This window comes from Neobacillus thermocopriae, from assembly GCF_010975035.1.
Lineage (GTDB): Bacteria > Bacillota > Bacilli > Bacillales > Cytobacillaceae > Neobacillus > Neobacillus thermocopriae.
The window spans coordinates 102,357-121,861 of the sequence record NZ_JAAIUV010000004.1 but is presented as its reverse complement, the minus strand read 5'-3'; the positions used below and the strand labels follow the sequence as shown (position 1 = coordinate 121,861).

22 protein-coding genes are annotated in these 19,505 nt (G+C 38.2%); 16 read left to right on the top strand and 6 right to left on the bottom strand.

Going from position 1 to position 19,505, the window contains the following annotated elements; genetic code table 11:
• Positions 1–3: 3 nt before the first annotated feature.
• Genes G4Z05_RS04270 through G4Z05_RS04220 form a run of 11 tightly spaced genes read left to right on the top strand, consistent with a single transcriptional unit; the run spans position 4 to position 8,459 of the window.
• A complete protein-coding gene (locus tag G4Z05_RS04270) occupies positions 4–1,470 on the top strand; it encodes an adenosylcobinamide amidohydrolase (protein ID WP_163250699.1) in 1,467 nt (488 codons plus the stop codon).
• Positions 1,467–2,450: an adenosylcobinamide-phosphate synthase CbiB gene (cbiB, locus tag G4Z05_RS04265; RefSeq protein ID WP_163250613.1), complete on the top strand. Its 984-nt coding sequence runs from the start codon at positions 1,467–1,469 to the stop codon at positions 2,448–2,450. The genes G4Z05_RS04270 and cbiB overlap by 4 nt, the downstream gene beginning before the upstream one ends.
• Positions 2,407–3,486 (top strand): threonine-phosphate decarboxylase CobD, encoded by a 1,080-nt coding sequence (gene cobD / locus G4Z05_RS04260; protein WP_163250612.1) that lies wholly within the window; start codon positions 2,407–2,409, stop codon positions 3,484–3,486. Before cbiB ends, cobD begins: the two co-directional genes overlap by 44 nt.
• Entirely contained in the window at positions 3,465–4,040 is a 576-nt protein-coding gene (locus tag G4Z05_RS04255) for a bifunctional adenosylcobinamide kinase/adenosylcobinamide-phosphate guanylyltransferase (RefSeq protein WP_163250611.1), read from the top strand. The genes cobD and G4Z05_RS04255 overlap by 22 nt, the downstream gene beginning before the upstream one ends.
• Positions 4,037–4,909 (top strand): cobyric acid synthase, encoded by an 873-nt coding sequence (locus tag G4Z05_RS04250; protein WP_081905005.1) that lies wholly within the window; start codon positions 4,037–4,039, stop codon positions 4,907–4,909. The genes G4Z05_RS04255 and G4Z05_RS04250 overlap by 4 nt, the downstream gene beginning before the upstream one ends.
• Positions 4,906–5,694, top strand: coding sequence for an adenosylcobinamide-GDP ribazoletransferase (gene cobS, locus G4Z05_RS04245; protein WP_163250610.1), 789 nt, complete (start codon positions 4,906–4,908; stop codon positions 5,692–5,694). Before G4Z05_RS04250 ends, cobS begins: the two co-directional genes overlap by 4 nt.
• Positions 5,652–6,263: a histidine phosphatase family protein gene (locus tag G4Z05_RS04240; protein WP_038534908.1), complete on the top strand. Its 612-nt coding sequence runs from the start codon at positions 5,652–5,654 to the stop codon at positions 6,261–6,263. Before cobS ends, G4Z05_RS04240 begins: the two co-directional genes overlap by 43 nt.
• The gene (locus G4Z05_RS04235; RefSeq protein ID WP_163250609.1) at positions 6,215–6,649 is read left to right on the top strand and encodes a bifunctional adenosylcobinamide kinase/adenosylcobinamide-phosphate guanylyltransferase; all 435 of its coding nucleotides are present in this window, start codon (positions 6,215–6,217) and stop codon (positions 6,647–6,649) included. The genes G4Z05_RS04240 and G4Z05_RS04235 overlap by 49 nt, the downstream gene beginning before the upstream one ends.
• A 10-nt stretch (positions 6,650–6,659) precedes the next feature.
• Positions 6,660–7,244 (top strand): cob(I)yrinic acid a,c-diamide adenosyltransferase, encoded by a 585-nt coding sequence (locus G4Z05_RS04230; protein ID WP_038534910.1) that lies wholly within the window; start codon positions 6,660–6,662, stop codon positions 7,242–7,244.
• A complete protein-coding gene (locus tag G4Z05_RS04225) occupies positions 7,234–7,740 on the top strand; it encodes an ECF transporter S component (RefSeq protein ID WP_163250608.1) in 507 nt (168 codons plus the stop codon). Before G4Z05_RS04230 ends, G4Z05_RS04225 begins: the two co-directional genes overlap by 11 nt.
• Positions 7,737–8,459, top strand: a complete 723-nt coding sequence (locus G4Z05_RS04220) for an AIR synthase related protein (protein WP_038534913.1) — start codon at positions 7,737–7,739, stop codon at positions 8,457–8,459. Before G4Z05_RS04225 ends, G4Z05_RS04220 begins: the two co-directional genes overlap by 4 nt.
• A gap of 13 nt (positions 8,460–8,472) precedes the next feature.
• Here the strand turns inward: G4Z05_RS04220 and G4Z05_RS04215 are convergent, their stop codons facing one another.
• Positions 8,473–10,572: a transglycosylase domain-containing protein gene (locus G4Z05_RS04215; RefSeq protein ID WP_163250607.1), complete on the bottom strand. Its 2,100-nt coding sequence runs from the start codon at positions 10,570–10,572 to the stop codon at positions 8,473–8,475.
• Positions 10,573–10,754: 182 nt separating this feature from the next.
• Between G4Z05_RS04215 and G4Z05_RS04210 the strand changes: the two genes are divergently transcribed.
• Entirely contained in the window at positions 10,755–11,021 is a 267-nt protein-coding gene (locus G4Z05_RS04210; protein ID WP_038534917.1) for a phage holin, read from the top strand.
• Positions 11,022–11,358: 337 nt separating this feature from the next.
• On the opposite strand, the gene G4Z05_RS04205 is transcribed toward G4Z05_RS04210, so the two are convergent.
• Positions 11,359–11,664 (bottom strand): YczF family membrane protein, encoded by a 306-nt coding sequence (locus tag G4Z05_RS04205; RefSeq protein ID WP_163183849.1) that lies wholly within the window; start codon positions 11,662–11,664, stop codon positions 11,359–11,361.
• Positions 11,665–11,783: 119 nt separating this feature from the next.
• Between G4Z05_RS04205 and G4Z05_RS04200 the strand changes: the two genes are divergently transcribed.
• From G4Z05_RS04200 to G4Z05_RS04190, 3 genes are read left to right on the top strand one after another with little or no spacing between them, the layout of a single operon-like run.
• On the top strand, positions 11,784–13,382 hold the full coding sequence (locus G4Z05_RS04200; RefSeq protein ID WP_420872900.1) for a spore germination protein: 1,599 nt from the start codon (positions 11,784–11,786) through the stop codon (positions 13,380–13,382).
• On the top strand, positions 13,379–14,593 hold the full coding sequence (locus G4Z05_RS04195) for a Ger(x)C family spore germination protein (protein WP_163250605.1): 1,215 nt from the start codon (positions 13,379–13,381) through the stop codon (positions 14,591–14,593). The genes G4Z05_RS04200 and G4Z05_RS04195 overlap by 4 nt, the downstream gene beginning before the upstream one ends.
• Positions 14,594–14,629: 36 nt before the next feature.
• The gene (locus G4Z05_RS04190) at positions 14,630–15,769 is read left to right on the top strand and encodes a GerAB/ArcD/ProY family transporter (RefSeq protein ID WP_163250604.1); all 1,140 of its coding nucleotides are present in this window, start codon (positions 14,630–14,632) and stop codon (positions 15,767–15,769) included.
• Between the two features lie 57 nt (positions 15,770–15,826).
• Here G4Z05_RS04190 and G4Z05_RS04185 read toward each other — a convergent pair whose 3' ends face one another.
• Both G4Z05_RS04185 and G4Z05_RS04180 read right to left on the bottom strand, forming a co-directional pair.
• Complete coding sequence (locus G4Z05_RS04185) at positions 15,827–16,330, bottom strand: GNAT family N-acetyltransferase (protein ID WP_163250603.1); 504 nt, start codon at positions 16,328–16,330, stop codon at positions 15,827–15,829.
• Positions 16,331–16,519: 189 nt separating this feature from the next.
• Complete coding sequence (locus G4Z05_RS04180) at positions 16,520–16,672, bottom strand: YpzG family protein (protein WP_081905006.1); 153 nt, start codon at positions 16,670–16,672, stop codon at positions 16,520–16,522.
• A gap of 205 nt (positions 16,673–16,877) precedes the next feature.
• Here G4Z05_RS04180 and G4Z05_RS04175 point away from each other — a divergent pair, with 205 nt between their 5' ends.
• Positions 16,878–17,741: a GNAT family N-acetyltransferase gene (locus G4Z05_RS04175; RefSeq protein WP_163250602.1), complete on the top strand. Its 864-nt coding sequence runs from the start codon at positions 16,878–16,880 to the stop codon at positions 17,739–17,741.
• Between the two features lie 56 nt (positions 17,742–17,797).
• On the opposite strand, the gene G4Z05_RS04170 is transcribed toward G4Z05_RS04175, so the two are convergent.
• Entirely contained in the window at positions 17,798–18,535 is a 738-nt protein-coding gene (locus tag G4Z05_RS04170) for an OmpA family protein (RefSeq protein ID WP_163250601.1), read from the bottom strand.
• Complete coding sequence (gene motA, locus G4Z05_RS04165; protein ID WP_163250600.1) at positions 18,532–19,314, bottom strand: flagellar motor stator protein MotA; 783 nt, start codon at positions 19,312–19,314, stop codon at positions 18,532–18,534. The genes G4Z05_RS04170 and motA overlap by 4 nt, the downstream gene beginning before the upstream one ends.
• Between the last annotated feature and the right edge of the window lie 191 nt (positions 19,315–19,505).

The following is a 19,505-nucleotide window of genomic DNA, read 5'->3' as shown; positions in this document are numbered from 1 at the left end:
GAAATAATTTCTGTACATCAATTATCCGGTGGCTACTCTGGTGAGATGATACTTAAAGATATTTCCTTTGAAGTAAGGAAAGGAGAATTATTTGGGATTCTTGGCCCGAACGGAAGTGGAAAAACAACACTTTTAAAAATGCTCAGTGGGATTTTGCCGCTGCATACAGGTAGAATCTTAATTGATGGAAAGAATTTGAAAGAGTATAGTGCCAAACAGCTCGCTCGAAAAGTGGCGGTCGTATCCCAGCATACTTCACAATTCTTTTCCTATACGGTTAAAGAAACCGTCTCATTAGGACGGTATGCCCATCAAAAGGGGTTGCTTCAGTCATGGAGTCAAGAAGATGAAAAAGTCGTTAAAACGGTTATGCGACAAATTGGGGTGGAAGCTTTTCAAAACAAAAAACTACAAGAGCTATCAGGTGGGGAAAGGCAACGAGTGTTCTTGGCGCAAGCCTTAGCTCAGGAGCCAGAAATCCTTTTCTTAGATGAACCGACCAATCACTTGGATTTATCTTATCAAAAAGAGTTGCTTGATTCTTTAAAACGCTGGACATTTGAAAATGATTTAACGGTCGTTTCTATTTTTCATGATTTGAATTTAGCTGGACTTTATTGTGATCGCTTGCTTCTGCTTGAAAATGGGAAAATAAAAATTAACGATGTTCCCAATGAAGTTCTAAAGGAAGAAAGAATTAAAGAAGTGTACCATACCAACATTCAAAAGCATCCTCATCCGACAGTACCTGCTCCGCAAATGGTGCTACTACCGGATGGAGCAAAACAATCTTTTCCTTTTGAAATCAATGAAACGATGTTAGAAATTCATGACGAATTTATTACTTTAAAATCTCCGATCCCATTAAGAACGATGTCGTCTGGAGTGATTGGGTCGGGGACGGGTTGGCACCGGACATTTGTTAACCGGCATGTCAGCAAAGACTATAACTGTCGTAATCATCGTGAGGAAATGGCCACATATTTAAAAGGAAATGGATTTGATCCAACTGAGACCATTGGGATGATGACAGCGGTCAATCTAGAGGATGTTGTATATAGCTATGTTGATTCAGATGATTTTTCCATCTTAGTGGTGATCACGGCTGGAGTTGGCAATGCCATTGATTGCTCCAAAGCGGAACTGCATTCTTATGAAGTGGTTCCTGGAACAATTAATACGTGGATATTCGTGAATGGCGAACTGACAGAAGAAGCATTTATCCAAAGTATTATGATTGCTACAGAGGCTAAAACAAAGGCCATGAATGATTTAAAAATACGTGACAAAATAACCGAAACGATTGCGACTGGTACTTCAACAGATAGTATCTTAATCGCAGCCAGTCAAAAAGGGAAGCAGCTCGAGTATGCCGGCTCTATTACACCTCTAGGAAAACTTATAAGCAAGGCTGTATACGACTGTACAACAAAAGCCATTCAAAAATCTCAAATGAGGAAACGAGGATGATGGTAAACCACTTAATAGCGATCACAATGGCCTATGTAATCGATTTGCTCATTGGAGATCCTCCAAATTGGCCACATCCAGTAAGATGGATTGGTTCTTTAATTTCTTTATTAGATAAGCGATGGAATAAAGGAAAATCAAAAAGATGGAAGGGAGCGGCGCTACTTCTTATTGTCTTATTGACCGTTTTTTCTATATCTTTTGTTATCGTTTTCATCGCATATAAGATTCATCCTATATTAGGTATTGGTGTCGAAAGTATCATCATAGCTTCAACCATTGCTCAAAAAAGTTTAAAGGAAGCGGCTCTCGAAGTTTATCATCCATTAATAGAAGGAAATTTGGTGGAAGCGAGAAAAAAATTATCCTATATCGTCGGAAGAGATACGGAAACCTTAAGCGAAGGAGAAGTTGCACGCGGGGCCATTGAAACGGTTGCAGAAAATACGAGTGATGGTGTAACGGCACCATTATTTTGGGCGCTTCTTGGTGGGGCTCCACTTGCAATGGTTTATCGGGCGACGAATACGTGTGACTCCATGGTTGGTCATATCAATGATCGATATAAAGATTTCGGATGGGCATCAGCCAAATGGGATGACGTGATGAACTGGATTCCAAGTCGATTGACTGGAATGCTGATGTTGCTTGGTAACCGTTCAGAAAAAATGAGCAAAAAAGAGGCGTGGATCATTTTATTCCGTGATGCTAAAAAACATCCTAGCCCGAACAGTGGATGGGGAGAGGCGGCAGTAGCTTCCCTATTAGGTATTCAACTTGGCGGAGTCAACTATTATAAAGGCATTATATCTAACCGTGCCAAAATAGGTGAACCTATTGTTCCGATTGAAGCCATGCATATCCCGAAAGCTAATGTGATTTTAACGAGAACGGTCTTACTATTTCTACTTTTTTTATGGATGGGAGGAATGGGTTTTGAGCTGGCCATCACATGGCTCAAATCCGCAATATCTTTATAATGAATTGGGGATGGCGCTGCCTAAGGTGTATCTAGATTTTAGTGCAAATATCAATCCTTTGGGGCCACCGGAGGTTCTGAAAAGAAACTGGAACCATTTTTATGAAGAAATGATGGTTTATCCAGATCCAAATGCGGCCAATTTGAAAATGATCATCGCAGATAAAGAGCAAATATCCGTTGATTCTATTTTAGTAGGGAATGGAGGGGCAGAGCTGATCTTTCTCATTGCCCGAATGCTTGCGGGAAAAAAAGTGTTATTGGTTCAACCTACTTTTTCAGAATATGAAACAGCCTGCCGTGCTAACGGTTGTGAAATTTTATACCACCAATTAAAAGAACCGGATTTCGAACTGGATCTGAATGAATGGCATTCGAAAATAAAGGAAGCGGATGCGGTATTTGTATGTAATCCCAACAATCCAACAGGAGTTCAATATCCTCATTCCACGATGATGGCATTGATCGAGGAATGCGAGAAACACAATTGCCAAGTCATTCTTGATGAAGCATTTTATGATTTTTTAAGTGAATATGATTCCGTTATTCCTACCATTCATCAATATTCAAATGTAATCATTATTCGATCCATGACGAAAATGTTCGCTATTCCTGGTCTACGACTTGGATATTTAATTGCTCAGCCAGAAACTATCAAAAAGCTCCGTCCATTTCAACCTCATTGGAGTGTCAATACGATTGCCCTCTTATCTGGGGAACTGTTATTCCAAGAACAATCGTTTATAAAGAAAACACAAGAATTTATTTCAAAGGAACGAAAGCGTTTAGTTGATTTGTTGAAGGAACTAGATTTTATCGTTTCGCCATCCAAAATTAATTTTTATTTACTTCAGGATCCTTATATCAATGATCAATTTCTATTGTTTGAATATTTGTTAAAAAAAGGGGTTATTCCACGTCATACCTATAATTTCCCTGGATTAGAGGGCAGATGGCTCCGTTTTGCGATAAAAAGTGTTGATGATAATAATCAACTTCTGGAGGTGTTAGCGCATTGGCGGCATCTTCATCATTAATTTTTATCACCGGAGGAGTACGAAGCGGGAAAAGCAGTTTTGCAGAACGACTAGCTACTGAGTTTGCAGATAAAACCGGTGGAAAGCTTACATATATTGCGACCGGGGTACCTTCGGATCGGGAAATGAAATTACGGATTGAAAAGCATCAGCGTGATCGACTAGCAAAAGGGTCCATTTGGAGAACGTTAGAGCAACCAGTAAATATTGGCGATTTGGCTAGCAAGATTTCCGAGAATGATATTATTTTACTTGACTGTGTGACTACTTTATTAAATAACCAGTTATTTGTTGCTAATAGAAATTTGGATGAAAGTGATTTAGCTGCAGTGAAAGAGAGGATTCAAACAGGGATTATGGAGCTGAGAAATCGGGCAAAGACGGTCATTGTGGTAAGTAATGAAGTATTACATGAACCGATTTTTCATGATCATTTCATATTGATGTATGGAAAGTTATTAGGGCAAATCCATCAGTTTTTAGTGAATTTGGCGGATCAGGCTTATTTAGTGGAAGCAGGAATTCCCATTATGATGAAAGGAATGAGGCAATGAAAGGTGTAATGATTCAAGGCACATCATCCAATGTAGGGAAAAGTTTAATCGCAACTGCCCTTTGCCGGCTTTTTGCCAATGAAGGAGTTAAAGTGGCTCCATTTAAATCCCAAAACATGTCCAATTTTTCTTGTATTCTTCCAGATGGAAGTGAAATTAGTAGAGCTCAGGCGATTCAGGCGGAAGCAGCTAAAATTGAGGCAACCGTATGGATGAACCCAATTGTGTTAAAACCACGTCCAAATCACAGTTCGGAGACTGTTTTATTAGGAAAATCAATAGGGAACATATCGGGGCAAAAGTATCGTGATCAATTTTATGAAAAAGGGTTAAAGGCCGTTAAACAATCCCTTGAACAGTTGGAGAAGCACTTTGAGTTGGTTGTGATTGAAGGTGCCGGTAGCCCGGTAGAAATTAACTTAAAGGATAGGGACCTTGTAAATATGAAGGTGGCTCAACTAGCGGATGTGCCGGTCGTTCTTGTAGCTGATATTGAACGGGGCGGAGTTTTTGCCAGTATTGTTGGAACACTGGAGCTACTTGAACCTGCAGATCGAAATAGAGTGGTAGGGGTAATCATTAATAAATTTTCCGGAGATCCAGCTTTATTTGTTGATGGTGTTCAATGGCTAGAAGAGAAAACAGGAATTCCTGTGTTGGGGGTCATTCCCTATATGGAAAATCACATGATTGATGAAGAGGATTCCTTATCGGTTAAGGACAATCCGGTCAGTGATATGACGGTTCAAAATGCGGCTGATCATGTGGAGATGGATCAACGTTATGAACGGCTTGCTTCTTTTATGAAGCCTCACCTGAAATGGGAGCTGCTAAAAGATATGATCTCCCAATGGGGACATAAAACATGAGCTTTATTAGAGGTTTTCTCATAACCGTTCAATTTTTTACAGCCATACCAATTAATAAGGAATTTCCGATGGATCCGGAACATTTAAAAAAAGCTGTCCAGGCTTTTCCACTGTTGGGCCTACTACAGGGAATCATTTATTCTCTCTTATTATATTGTTTCGTTGAGTTTTCACCATTTACCCATTTGGCTTCCGCATTTATTCTTTGGCTTATGACTATATTCCTGACAGGTGGAATTCATCTAGATGGCTGGATGGATACGAGTGACGCTTATTTTTCTTATAGGGATCAAGAAAAAAGACTTTCGATTATGAAGGATCCACGAACAGGAGCTTTTGGTGTCCTATCTGTCATTGTTTTATTGAGCATGCGGCTTTTCTTTATTTATGAGATGACGAGAAACCCTATGACGTCCACCTATCTTTTGATTGCTGCTATTCCATTCTTTAGCAAAATGGTCATGGGATGTCTCCTTCTATCAGTAAAATCAGCTAAACAGGAAGGTTTAGGGTATTTGTTTCAAAAAGCTGCAGATGTGAAATCACTATTCATCTATCTATTTTATTTAGTTGGATTCATTTTATTAGTCATACTATTGATTCATGAATTCGTACAGACAGGAATTATGTTATTGGCTGCCGTTATTTCCTTATATTTTTGGCGCAGGAAGTCTATGAAATGGTTCGGCGGAATGACAGGTGATGTACTGGGAGCTGCTGTGGAAGGGACTGAAGTGGGATTATGGATGACCTTGTGGTTATTGCATTATTTCGTCACGGCTTAACAGAAGAAAATAAACGAAAGGCTTATTTGGGATGGAGCGATTCACCATTATGTCCGACTTCTATAGATAACTCACAAATGAGAATGTATGATTGTTATTTTTCTAGTGACCTTACGCGATGTATATTAACAGGAAAAATGCTTTTCCCACAGGCCGTTCCTATTCGATTAAAAGAGTTCAGGGAATTGAATTTTGGACAATGGGAAGGGAAAACATATGAAGATTTAAAACATGACTCTCTTTATCAGTATTGGCTCACTGCTCCTGAACGGTTCAGCCCACCAAATGGGGAATCCTATTTGGAATTTATTCATAGAGTCGAAGCAGGATGGAATACGGTCATTGAAAAAATTTTGTCAGGTCCATTTAAGAGCGCTGCCATCATTACTCACGGAGGCCCCATTAAATTTCTGTTATCAAAGTTTGCTCCCGTGAAAAAGGAGTTTTGGAGTTGGCAGGTACCCCATGATCAAGGATTTGAATTGATCTTTAAACGGGAACAGCTTAGGAGGGGAGAACGGTGCATTTCATTACAGGAGGTGCCTTTAACGGTAAAAAGGCATGGGTAAAGAAAACCTATCGTGTAACAAAAGATGACCCATGGATATCCGCGTATAAAAATGATCTTATCCCAATAAATCTCAATGGAATCGATCGAAATTTGATCATTCTCGAGGGTGCTGAACAATGGATCAAAAAATTAACGGAGATTCACAATTCTACTAAGTCTCGTGAATTATGGAATCACTATTTGAACCAATGGTCCTCATGGGAAAAAGAAAAACCGGAACGACAAATCGTTGTGATCGGGACAGATATCACAAAAGGCATTGTTCCATTGGAAGCGGAAAATCGATTATGGCGAGATGTGACAGGTTGGGCTTTTCAAGATCTGGCCGCAAAATCCGATAAGATTGATGTTATTTGGTATGGAATGAACCAATCGATAAAGTGAGGGGAAACAAATGAGAATTTATACAAGAACAGGGGATAAAGGGAAAACGAGTTTAATTGGCGGTAGGGTAGATAAGGATGATATCCGTGTAGAAGCATACGGAACAGTGGATGAAGTGAATTGCTTTGTTGGTCAGGCCATACAAGAATTGGATCCGGAACTTTTTCACGATGTATTGGCAGATCTAGAAAAAATTCAGCATGAATTATTTGATTGTGGTGGCGACCTAGCAAATGTGTCGAAAAGACGCGAAGGAAAGCTTCAAAAAGAGTCCGTCGAATATTTGGAAAAGAAAATTGATGAATATATGGAAGAGGCGCCCGAACTTGAACGGTTTATTTTACCTGGAGGATCGAAACCTGCAGCTACCATTCATATTGCAAGAACGGTAACAAGAAGGGCGGAACGCTTAGTGGTAAAGTTGGAAAAATCGGATTTGCCAGCCCCTGAAATTACCTTGCAATATTTAAACCGTCTATCCGATTATTTCTTCGCATTAGCACGAGTAGTGAATCATCGATTGAATGTAAAAGATGTGGAATATGTGCGAAGTGCAAAAGTGTTCAGGGAAGGTAAGAGAAAAGATGAGAAATAACCTTATAGGAAAAAAGTTGATCTGGCTGTCTATGTTTATTGCATTGTCGGTAGTTGGTGCCACGATCAAAATTCCAGCCATCGTTGGCTCCATCGCACTTGATTCATTCCCAGCTCTTCTGGCTGCATCGATTTTGGGTGGAGGCGCCGGTGCGGTTGCTGGTGCATTGGGACATTTGATTTCAGCGATGTTGAGCGGTTTTCAACTAGGCCCGATGCATTTTTTGATTAGTATGGAAATGGCTATTCTTGTATCGATGTTTGGTGTTTTTTGGCATCATCATAAAAAGGTTGTAGCTTCTCTATTTTTTATTTTAGGAAATTCGTTCATGGCACCGCTGCCATTTCTGTTTATCCTTGGCAAAGGTTTTTATTGGGCTGTCCTTCCTTCCTTAATACTTATGTCTGCCATGAATACAGGATTGGCATTATTATTGATCCCGCGGCTTGTCCCAATCATCTCTAATCGCTTGTTTAAAGGTGAGATCAAAGGATGAGAGATATTCTTACCATTCCTTTTGGGTATGAAGATTCTTTAATTATTTCAAGTGATAATAGCGGTGCTATAGGGATGAAGCAGGGCGACCTTGTTCATGTCCCTTACGAAACATTGGCCTATTATTCACTTAGGGTCGCAGCAATGGAATGTATCGCTGCAGGGGGAGAACCAATTAGTGTAGTCCTCCAAAATTTTTGTGGGGATGAACATTGGGAAGAATTGGTTCGTGGGATACGGAAAGGGTTACACGAACTGGAATTGGCTCAAATCCCCATCACAGGTAGTACAGAAAGTAATTTTCAGCTGAACCAGTCAGCAATTGGGCTGTTCATTGTCGGTAAACAACATATTAGAGGCACCAATGAGGTGTATGAGTACAACGAAAATTGGAAACTAGCTGTTATTGGTGTACCGTTGGTTGGAAATGAAGTGATTGAACAAGAACAACATGTTGTCCCACTGTCTATTTTTCGAAGGTTAAGCAGGCTGAACCATGGGATTATTTGGCCTGTTGGTTCTAAGGGGATTTTATATGAACTAAACCAAATGTTTGATCAAGTCCGTTTTACAAAAGAACAAGTTATAACAGAACTTGACATTGTTAAATCATCCGGCCCGGCAACATGTTTCATTATGGCTTATGCGGGTGATATGGAAGAAAAAATGAAAGAAATTGCAGGGGAATATTTTCATGCAATGAAAATAGCACGCCGGTAGTCGGCGTGCTTTATTATCGTGCTTCCTGTAATTTTTCAATAATGGAATGGACTCCTTTACCTATTTGGTACATAGTTTCGTCCAATTTTCTTTTCCACTCAGGGGCATTTTCTTTAATGGTTTCCCCTATTTTTTCTGCGTGTTCATTTAACTCTTTACTTATTTGTTCCGCTTGTTCTCGGATTTTTGAATAAGGGTGGGATTCACCCGCTAACAAAGAATTAACAGAAACGACCTCGAAATTTTCTTTCGGTAAATGTGTGAGTGATGTCTTCATGATTTCCTTAAAAATCGGCACAACATTTGCAGAACTGGAGCTTGGAAGATAGTGCTGTCTGTCCGTTTGATCAAAGCCGATCCAAACGGCTCCGACAAGATTCGGGGTATATCCGACCATCCATTGATCTTTTGTACCATTAATATCATTGTATGGTAACTGGGTAGAACCCGTTTTAGCGGCTATTTGCACCCCTGGAATCCGGGCCTTTTGACCAGTTCCCGATTCAACCACATTTAATAGCATAGAGGTCATTTCATTCGCGACCTTTTTGGATGTAACTTTAGTTGTTTCTGCCTCATGTTCTGCAATAATGTCACCAGTTGGACCGACAATTTTTGTAATGAGATGACTATCTTGCCGTTTTCCTTCATTGGCAAAAGCAGAAAAAGCATTTGCCATTTGTAGAGGAGATACCCCCTTACTCATTCCACCTAAAGCAATAGCCAAGTTTTTATCCTCATTTTCAACTTGGATGCCAAATTCCTCTAATGATTCAAGCCCTTTGTTCAAACCGATTTGATCTAAAAGCCATACGGTTGGTACATTTAATGATTCCTCTAAGGCCTTATACATCGGAACCTTGCCTTGATAGGTTTTGCTGAAATTTTCTGGTTTATAATTTCCAAAGCTCATCGGTTCATCTACTAACTCGGAGGAATAGGAGTAACCTTCTTCAAGAGCAGGTGTGTAAGCAACAAGCGGTTTAATAGTAGAGCCTGGCTGAGCTTTTAGCTGTGTTGCCCGATTGAACCCACGGAATACCGTTTCCCCACGTCCTCCTACAAGGGCAAGGACTCCTCCTGTATGAGGATCCATTAACACGGAGCCACTTTGAACCATTTTACCTCCCATACTTCTAGGGAAAAGGGAGTTATTTGCATAAACCTTCTCTAATCCTTTCTGTAAGTTTTGGTCCAATTCCGTATAAATCCGGTAGCCTCTAGTTAAAATTTCATCTTGAGTCAGACCATATTTGGTGATCGCTTCGTTTATGACGGCATCCACATAGTATGGATACTTACGGTCGACAAAGCTTCCTCCTCCATCTTTGAGACGAATTTTTTCCTTTTTGGCCTGATTGTATTGTTCATCAGTAATCATCCCATGCTCTTTCATTTTTGCTAAAACAACGTTTCTTCTCTCAATCGCTTCATCATAATTCTTATAAGGATTATAGTAGTTCGGTGCTTGAAGGAGACCGGCTAATAATGCAGCTTCACTAATCGTAACGTCCTTAATATTTTTATTAAAATATTTCTTCGAAGCATTCCCAATTCCCCAGGCACCACTACCAAAATATACTTGGTTCAAATACATTTGGAGGATTTCATTTTTTTCATATTCTTTTTCAATTTTTACTGCTAAAAATAATTCTTCCGCTTTACGTTTATAGGTTTGCTCTGGGGAAAGAAGTGCGTTCTTTGTCAATTGTTGGGTAATTGTACTACCACCACCAGTAATCCTTCCAGCAATTAAATTTTTAAAGAAGGCACGTGCAATTCCTTTTAAGTCAAAACCATTATGTTCATAAAAACGTTCATCTTCAATCGCCACCACTGCATTAGGAATATGTTTGGGCAGTTCTTCTATTGACACACCGACTGTTCGGTTTGTGATAGCATTTGTCGCGATTTGACCATTCCTATCATAAATAACGGTCGGCTGACTTAATCCATCCTTTAGTGATTGAACATTGGTACGTGCTGCGAGCCAGCCAAAATAAGAAATCGTTCCTAAAATGGTCACGAGAATGAGTAAAAGCAATATTTGTGTTAAGTGTTTCTTTTTCCAGAAACGCAATATCATTTCCCAGTAGGTATTTAGCTTTTCCATATTCTCACCTTACCTTTTTGGGGATGTTGTGACTTTATTATAAATATTTCAATTGAAAAAGACCAATGATAGCTTGTTTTGGGTATGAAAAATAGCGTATAACGTGATATTCGTGGACTACCGAGATTGGTCACACGCATATGTTATTAGAGATAGTAAGCTTGGGGGAAGGGGTTGACAAAATGATAAATTGGAAGGTCCGTTTAAAAAATCGGAATTGGGTGATTGCCTTTATATCTCAGCTTTTTATAGTGGCCCAAATCATTTTAGGGGGATTAAATTCCTTAGGAGTAACCGATTTTCAACTCTCTGAGGCAGTAGAGGATTGGATCCTCACTTTGGTTAATGCTGTATTTGTTATTCTTTCAATGTTGGGAATTGTTCAAGATCCAACGACAAAAGGATATGGCGATAGTTCAAGGGCTATGCAATATAATGATCCTAACTAATAATAGGTCAGTGAGAACGCCGCCGCATTCATTCATATCATATTCCGTCTCTTTTTTTAGAAAAAGAACGACTAGATAATAAAGAAGTTAGGGAAAAGTAGGCTGCAACCTATAAACTAAAAACAAATGTTATCATACAGTTTTGCTTAATTTTAAAGAGGAATTTCCCACTTTGTTGTTGGAAAGGAAACACTGCAAACTTCTGTGGGAATTTGGGGCAGAGAGCTGGAAGTGTGTTAGAGACTGTTTCAGATTTACATCCACGAAAAGTAAAACAATTAGTTCGGTCATTTACCGACAAGGTTTTTTATAAACAAAATGAGGGTGCTCCAAAAAGTTATCCTTTTGGGGTACCCTCATTATTTGGTTGAGATGGACTTTGTCGTTTCTTGTTTAGATAGAAACCAATCATATCTATAATAAAGACAAGAAATAAAAGAAACAAAATAAAATATTCATTTGGTTCCATCACTTTAAATGGGTTCAATGCTGTTGCAATAATGTTTTTTTCCGTCAAACCCATTATAAAATCCATGGCAATGATAACAGAAAATAGCCCAAAACTTAGTAGTGTTGTGACAAGAATTAGTTTCACAAGGTTCACACCTTTAATATTCGCTTTAATGTTTATAGTATAAATCATCGTCTAATTCCTAATCCTTCACTAAAGGATAAACAATTGGACTATTTGGATAAAAACAGGACATTTGGGCAATATAACCAATATAACTTTGTTGAAAAGGTGAGGAGGAAGTGGTGTCTATTTTATCAAATTGGCGAAAAAACAAGAATAAAAAAAGGCAAAATGATAATTACCGTCAAGAACTAGATCGGCAGAAACCTGAAAATCAAGTTATTTTAAGGAACATAGATGAGAATATATTCCGTATTAAAGGGGAATTAGGAAATAGTTCAGATTTGGTATTCCGTGATTTTAAGCTCGGCTCACTGAGAGGAACAGCCATTTATATTGATGGTTTGGCGGATAACCAAATGATCAGTGATTTTTTTTTAGAGAGTATTTCAGATAGTAAGGTAGATAGTAATCAAAATTTGTTTGAAGTTCTAATGCGTAAAACGATCGGTCTTGGTAATATTCAAACCATTACAAATTGGAATGAAGTGTTTGATTCATTTCTGTCAGGAAATACATTGTTTTTTTTAGATGGTTATAATCGTGCCATTGATGTAGAAACAAAAGGGTGGGAAAAGAGGGCAATCACTGAACCAACCTCCCAACTTTCCATTCGGGGGCCAAGGGATTCATTTACCGAAACCATACGCACGAATACAGCCTTAATACGTCGGCGGATAAAAAGTCCTAATTTATGGCTTGAGCCAATGAAAATTGGGACGGTAACACAAACAGATATTGGAATCATGTATATAAAGGGAATAGCCAATGAGAAAATTGTAAAAGAAGTCAAGGAGAGACTAAAACGGATTGATATTGATTCTGTTCTTTCCTCAGGTTATATTGAACAGTTAATTGAAGATCAAACTTGGACCAATTTCCCCACTACGTATCATTCTGAACGACCGGATATCGTTGCCTCTCAACTGCTCGAAGGAAGAGTGGCGATATTAGTGGATAGTTCTCCATTTGTAGTTACTGTCCCTGCGTTATTTATTCAATTTTTTCAGTCGCCTGATGATTACTATTCCCGATTTGATATATCTACAGCCATTCGCCTTTTACGTATTTTGTCATTTTTTATTGCATTCATCGGCCCTTCCCTATATATTGCAGCAACGACGTTCCATCAAGAGATGATACCAACTACTCTTCTTATTGCCATTGCCGCCCAACGAGAAGCGGTTCCCTTTCCGGCATTTGTCGAGGCTTTTATCATGGAAGTTACGTTCGAAATATTGAGGGAAGCAGGACTTCGTCTCCCAAGGGCGGTTGGACAGGCTGTATCAATCGTAGGTGCACTTGTTATTGGACAGGCTGCGGTTCAGGCAGGGTTTGTATCACCTGTGATGGTAATTGTTGTATCCATTACGGCTATTGCTAATTTCTCAACGCCTGTTTTTTCAATGGCAATTTCCGCAAGATTATTGCGATTTATACTTATGATTCTTGCCTCGATTTTGGGATTTTATGGACTTTTATTAGGAATCACTTTTATAATGATTCATTTATGTTCATTAAGGTCTTTTGGCATTCCTTACATGATGCCATTAGCTCCATTTAGTCTTCGTGGTCAACAAGATGTATTTATTCGTTTTCCTATTTGGGCGATGAAAAATCGGCCTAAATTTATTAGTAAGGGTAATTTAGCCCGCACCGGGGAGAACCAAAAACCTGGACCACCTTCACAAGGTCAAGATCAAACGAATAAGGGGGATCAAGGATGAAGAAAAAAATACTGACTACATTAATCATCTTCCTGTTGACCCCTGTTCTCAGCTCTTGCTGGGATCAAAATGAAATGACAAATTTGGCCTTTATCATGGGCTTGGGTATTGATAAAGGAAAAAATAAAAAATATGATGTTTCATTTCAGATCATCCTTCCAAGAAACGTTACTTCTGGGGAAGGAGGAAACGTATCTCAAGGACCACCCATTACTGTCGTGAAATCTCCTGGGGATACGTTAACAGAAGCATCCAGAAATGTTCATAAAATAGTAGGAAGGCAATTATATTATGCCCATACAAATTTGGTTGTGGTGAGTGATAAAGTTGCCAAAGATAAAAATTTATTACTGGGGTTTTTTGATGCCTTAACAAGAGATCCGGATTTTAGAAGAACATCCCAAATCGTCATTGCTCAAAAAGCCAAAGCAGAAGATATTTTGTCCGCGTTATCAATAACAGAACAAATGCCGGTTAACAAAATAACAAAGCAGATTCAAATTAGTGAAAAGGTATTAGGAAAAGATATAAAAATTGATATTGATAATTTTTTGGATGGAGTAGTCAGTCCTGAAAGAGAGTCAATTGCAACTGGTTATATCGTTATAGGGAAGAAGAATTTAATTGGGACCCCAAAAAGCATTGAAAATTCTAAGGTTTCAGCCATCATTATGGCTAACGGATTAGCTGTTTTCAGACAAGGGAAATTAGTAGGATGGCTGGAAGGCAATAAAGCTCGAGGGGCGACCTGGGTCTTGGGCAAGTTGAAAAATACGGAACTAAATTTGGATTGGGAAGGGAAAAAAAATGTGATTAATTTTGTGCCACTAAGGTCAAGAACTTCTACCTCCGTCCGCTTTATGAACAAAAAACCAATCTTTCAAGTATCAATAAAAACGGAAGGATGGATCAGTGAGGCAAATGCGCCCATCGATCTGGAAGATCCAAATGAACTGACGAAAATTGGGGGAATCGCGGAAGAATTTATCAAAAATGATATCCTTAGAACTGTTCATGAAGCACAAAAACTAAAAAGTGATATTTTTGGTTTCGGAGAAAAGGTTCATCGTAAAAATCCAAAACTTTGGAAAGAATTAAAAGGAAATTGGAATGAACATTTTGCTGAATCAGATGTATCAGTTAACGTAGATGTATATGTACGACGTGGAGGGGTTCGGACAAACCCATTTTGGGTAGATTTAAAAAAATGAAGTTGACATCAATTGAAAGTGGGAGGGCAGCAGAAAATGGAGAATGCAAAAATCAATGGATCTCAATTATTTGTTTTAATTGTTTTATTTGAAATGGGGAGCGCCATTCTGTTTAATTTAGGAGGCGAGGCGAAGCAAGATGCTTGGATAGCCATTTTATTAGGTCTATTGGGAGGAATTCTCCTCTTTCTGATTTATTACCGTCTATATAAATTTTTCCCGGACCTCCCTCTTACTAGCTATGCTCAAAAAATCATGGGAAAATGGATTGGGAAGATCATAGGATTCCTCTATATTATTTATTTTTTGTACATCGCTGCCAGGGTGTTGCGCGATTTTGGAGCCCTGCTAGTTTCAGCTATCTATACGACTACCCCCCTTTTTGTCATTAATACACTAATGATGTTAACAATTTTTTATGCGATCCATAAGGGGATTGAAGTCATTGCCAGAGTTGGACAGTTTTATATCATGGTTATATATCTTTTGGCGATTGTGGGATTTATTTTAATTATTTCTTCAGGAGAGATTCATTGGGGAAACCTTTTGCCCATTTATGAAAATGGTTGGAAGCCTATTTTTAAAGCGGTTATTGGACAAACATTAACGTTTCCATTCGGTGAAATGATTGTTTGTACGATGTTGCTCCCATTTGTTAATGATCAGAAAAAAGCAAAGTGGGCCTGTTTGGGTGGGATGATATTAGCAGGCATCAATATAACCATTACAGTCATCATCAATATTTCTGTTCTTGGTGTAATACCATTGTCACGTTCCTCCTTTCCTCTTTTAAATACAATTGGGAGGATTGAAATAGCTGAATTTATTGAACGGCTAGATGTTTTTTTTATGATTTATCTAGTGATTGCCGGGTTTTTCAAAGTGACGATTTTTTATTATGCTGCAGTTGCGGGGAGTGCGGATCTTTTTCAATTAAAAAATCAAAGGATTATTACTTATCCAATCGGATTATTAATTTTAATAGCATCTTTAACGATTGCGGAAAGTTATTCCGAACATGTTGTGGAAGGTTTGAAATATGCTCCTTACTTTATTCATTGGCCAATGCAAATTATTTTGCCCATTATTCTACTTATTATTGCTTTTATTCGATATAATAAGAAGGGAAGCTCGCCATCTGGCGAGCAGGGGAATCAGGGCAATCAGGGCAATTAATTGTATCAAATCCTCGTCTCTAACTGTTGAGAGGAGGATCTACAAAAATAATGGTATTTATCCTATTCTTTTTCCAAGGATCAGTAAATCTCTTTCTACACGGTCCAACTCTGCCACTTTCGGCAGATGAGCCCATTTCTCAAAACCATGGCTGTAAAATAACTTTAAACTAGGTTCATTATGGGCAAAAATAAATCCAAGTAAGGTTTTTATATGTAATTTTGGACAGTCATCTATTGCTTTTTGGAGAAGATATTTGCCTAATCGTTTTCCTCGATAATCCGGATGGATATAAATGCTGATTTCAGCTGTAGCCTGATAGGCAGGTCTCCCATAAAACGATTGAAAACTTAGCCATCCACAGATTGTTCCATGTTCCTCTACAACCCAAAGTGGGCGAAATGTTGGTGAGTGTTCATGGAACCATTGAAGTCGATCTTTCACACTAACCGGTTCTGTATCCGCTGTCACCATTCTACTTGCAATGGTGGAATTATAAATCTCGATAATGGCTGGTAAATCATCCAGTTTTGCGTCTCTAATTTGGTAATCTTGATACATAGGCTCTCTCCTAAAGGAAAAATAAATAAACTTGTCTTTAATGTTAATTGATCCTATTCTTTTCATCAATAAGAAAAATCCTATACAAGGAGAAAAACCTCTTCCTGATCAACATGATCAAGAAAAGGTTTTTCTTACATTTTTGGAAGTAAAAAGGATACTTCCGCTAATCGTTTCTATGCTAATCCCTTACCAGCGGTGGGCCTTAGCATTAGTCCTTAAGATGATGGAGGATACTGTGCCTCGAGTTTGACCGTTAACCTGCGACTTTTGATGTTTTGGTCTTGTCCAGGTATGAAGAAACTTCGCTGACTGTGCGTCAATTCCATCTCTGTAGCTCATCCAATCACCTCATCTTAGGATTTTGAAACGATGATATTCAAAAAGAATATCTGTTTTATCTTTTGTTATAAGAAGAAAAAATAAACACTTTTGAACAGTATAAATGAATTTCAAACTTTTATTTTTTTTATTTCGAAATAATATTCAAATTATTTGCATTATTAATAAAAGAGAGATGATCCGTTCATATTAAGGGGGAGTATAGATGGAGATAAATTTTAAAAAATTAACGGAGTGTAGAATAGAAGACATTATAAAGGCATGGAACCGCGGTTTTGAAGGCTATTACATTAAAATCGAAATGACTCCTGATACTTTTTTTCATCGAATGGTCAATGAAGGATTATCCATGAATCTTTCCTTTGTGGCATTTCATGGAGAGGAGCCTGTCGCTATTCTTGTGAATGGGATCCGAACATTAAACGGAAAGAAGATGGCATGGAACGGAGGAACTGGGGTTGCACCGGAATACCGAGGAAAAGGGGTTTCAAGGCTATTAATGGAAGAGGTCCTTAAGATCTATGAAAAAGAGGGGATCGAAGTCGCCAGCTTGGAAGCCATTAAAGAAAATGAAAGAGCTATTCGTTTATACAAACGTTTTGGTTATGAAATAGTCGATTCCCTTGTTTTATTAAATGGAACTCGAGAATTTGCCACTAAACTGGACACATCCATTCAGGTAAAAGCCATTCGCCCGGAACAGCTTTCCCAAAAACCGTTTTATCATGAAAATGTACCATGGCAGTGTCAGTGGCAAAGTGTGAAAGCTGGTGAGTCTCAAATTTATTATGACAGTGAGAACAATATTCTTTGTTATTGTTTGTACAGAAGAATTTGGAGTAAAGAAGGCAAAGTAGAAAAAGTGATTATCTACCAGCTTGAGCTATTTTGCGAGATACATAGGGAGATCATGGATATGATTCTTTTCAGTATTTCAGGTGAGGTAGGCAATCAAGTGGAATTTATGACAATAAATAGCTCGCTATCGAATCCGGCCATTCAATATTTACAGGCAAACGGTTTTCAAAAAACAACAGAACAGGTGCAAATGGTGAAAAGGATGAATTAGAATGACAAAAATGCTGACACTCTAAGATTACGATCTTTTAAGTGTCAGCATTTCTTTCATGATGATTTATTTACTCTTAAAATGACAATATTAACTCTACGGTTCGATTGTTTATGTTCTTCTGTATCATTTGGATAGAGTGGCTTGAATTCTCCATATCCCACAAACTGCATTCGGTCTTGGGCAATGCCTTTAGAGGCAAAATAGTGAAGGACGCTAACAGCTCTGGCCGAGGAGAGCTCCCAGTTGGATGGAAATTTGGAATTTTTTATTGGTACATTATCTGTATGGCCTTCAATACTTATTGGGTTTGAAACAGTTTTAGCTAAATTCACTAACACATCTAAGGTTGGGTAGGAAGATTCCTTTAAATCGGCTTTCCCTTGATCAAATAAGATGACTTCCTTTAAGGCGATTTCTACACCCCTTTTTGAATCTTGCAAAGTAATAACTGCCTGCAAATTGTTTTCTGTGATAAACTTTTCTAATTTTGATAGTAATTCATCAAGTTCGGCCTGTTCTTTCCTCGCTTCTTCCGAATTTTCCTCAACAGGCTTTTTATCTGCTGGAAGCTGAACAGAAAGACTTGTAGTATGATCAATTTTTGTACCAGTTAGCTCAGACTTAAAGGATTCCATAATCGATCTAAACTTCTCTGCGTCAATAATACTGGATGCAAACAGAACGATAAATAATGCCAATAATAAAGTTAGAATGTCCGCATATGGAATGAGCCAAGATTCATTAATATGTTCTTCATGCTCATCATCAAATCTTCTCCGCTTTTTCCTCATGATTCATCCTCCATTACCATTTCAAGATATTTCCGTTCTTTTGGAGGAAGAGAGGCAGATAATTTCTTTTCCAAGGCACTTGGGGAAACTCCTTTATAAATAGCAAGCAACCCTTCGATGGTTAGAAGCTTCAATTCTTGCTCTCTTTTTGAAATCCGTTTTAATTTGTTTGCCAAAGGGTGCCAAAGTACATACCCGGAAAAAATACCAAATAATGTAGCAATAAAAGCTGCTGAAATGGAATGACCAATTTCGTTTACATCTTCTAAATTTCCGAGTGAGGCAACGAGACCAACGACTGCCCCAAGTACCCCTAAAGTCGGGGCATACGTTCCAGCTTGTGTAAAAATGGAGGCTCCGGTTTTATGGCGCCTATCAATGGCTTCTAATTCATCGAATAAAATTTCTTCAATGAATTCGATATCATACCCGTCGATAATTAATTCTAATCCTTTTTTATAAAAAGGGTCTGTTGTGTTTAAAGCGATTTCTTCCAATGCTAGAATTCCTTCTTTTTTCGCAATTTCTGCACAATTCACTAGACTAGCAATTTGATCCGTTTTGCTCGGGAGTTTAGGTTCAAATAGTGCGATTTTGAACAAAATAGGTAACTTCTTAAATTCACTAAATGGAAAAGCAATAATAATCGTGGCAATCGTACCACCAAAGATAATTAATAAAGCTGCGGGATTCACTAATGCCGTTAAGGAAGCCCCTTTCAAAATCATCCCAATCCCCACGACAAGCATTGCAATCAAAATACCAATAAGACTAGACATTATAAACTCCTTTAACCTGTTTGGATTTTACTAAAGTAATTGTATGACACACTATTATTTTCGACAATATTCTTTTTTTGTTTAGTTTGATAGTGATTATTGTTAATATTTTGATATATAATTTATTTCGATTCTAGTCAATCAAAAAAATTTTTTATTATAATAAATAGAAATTTGTTCATATGACTAAA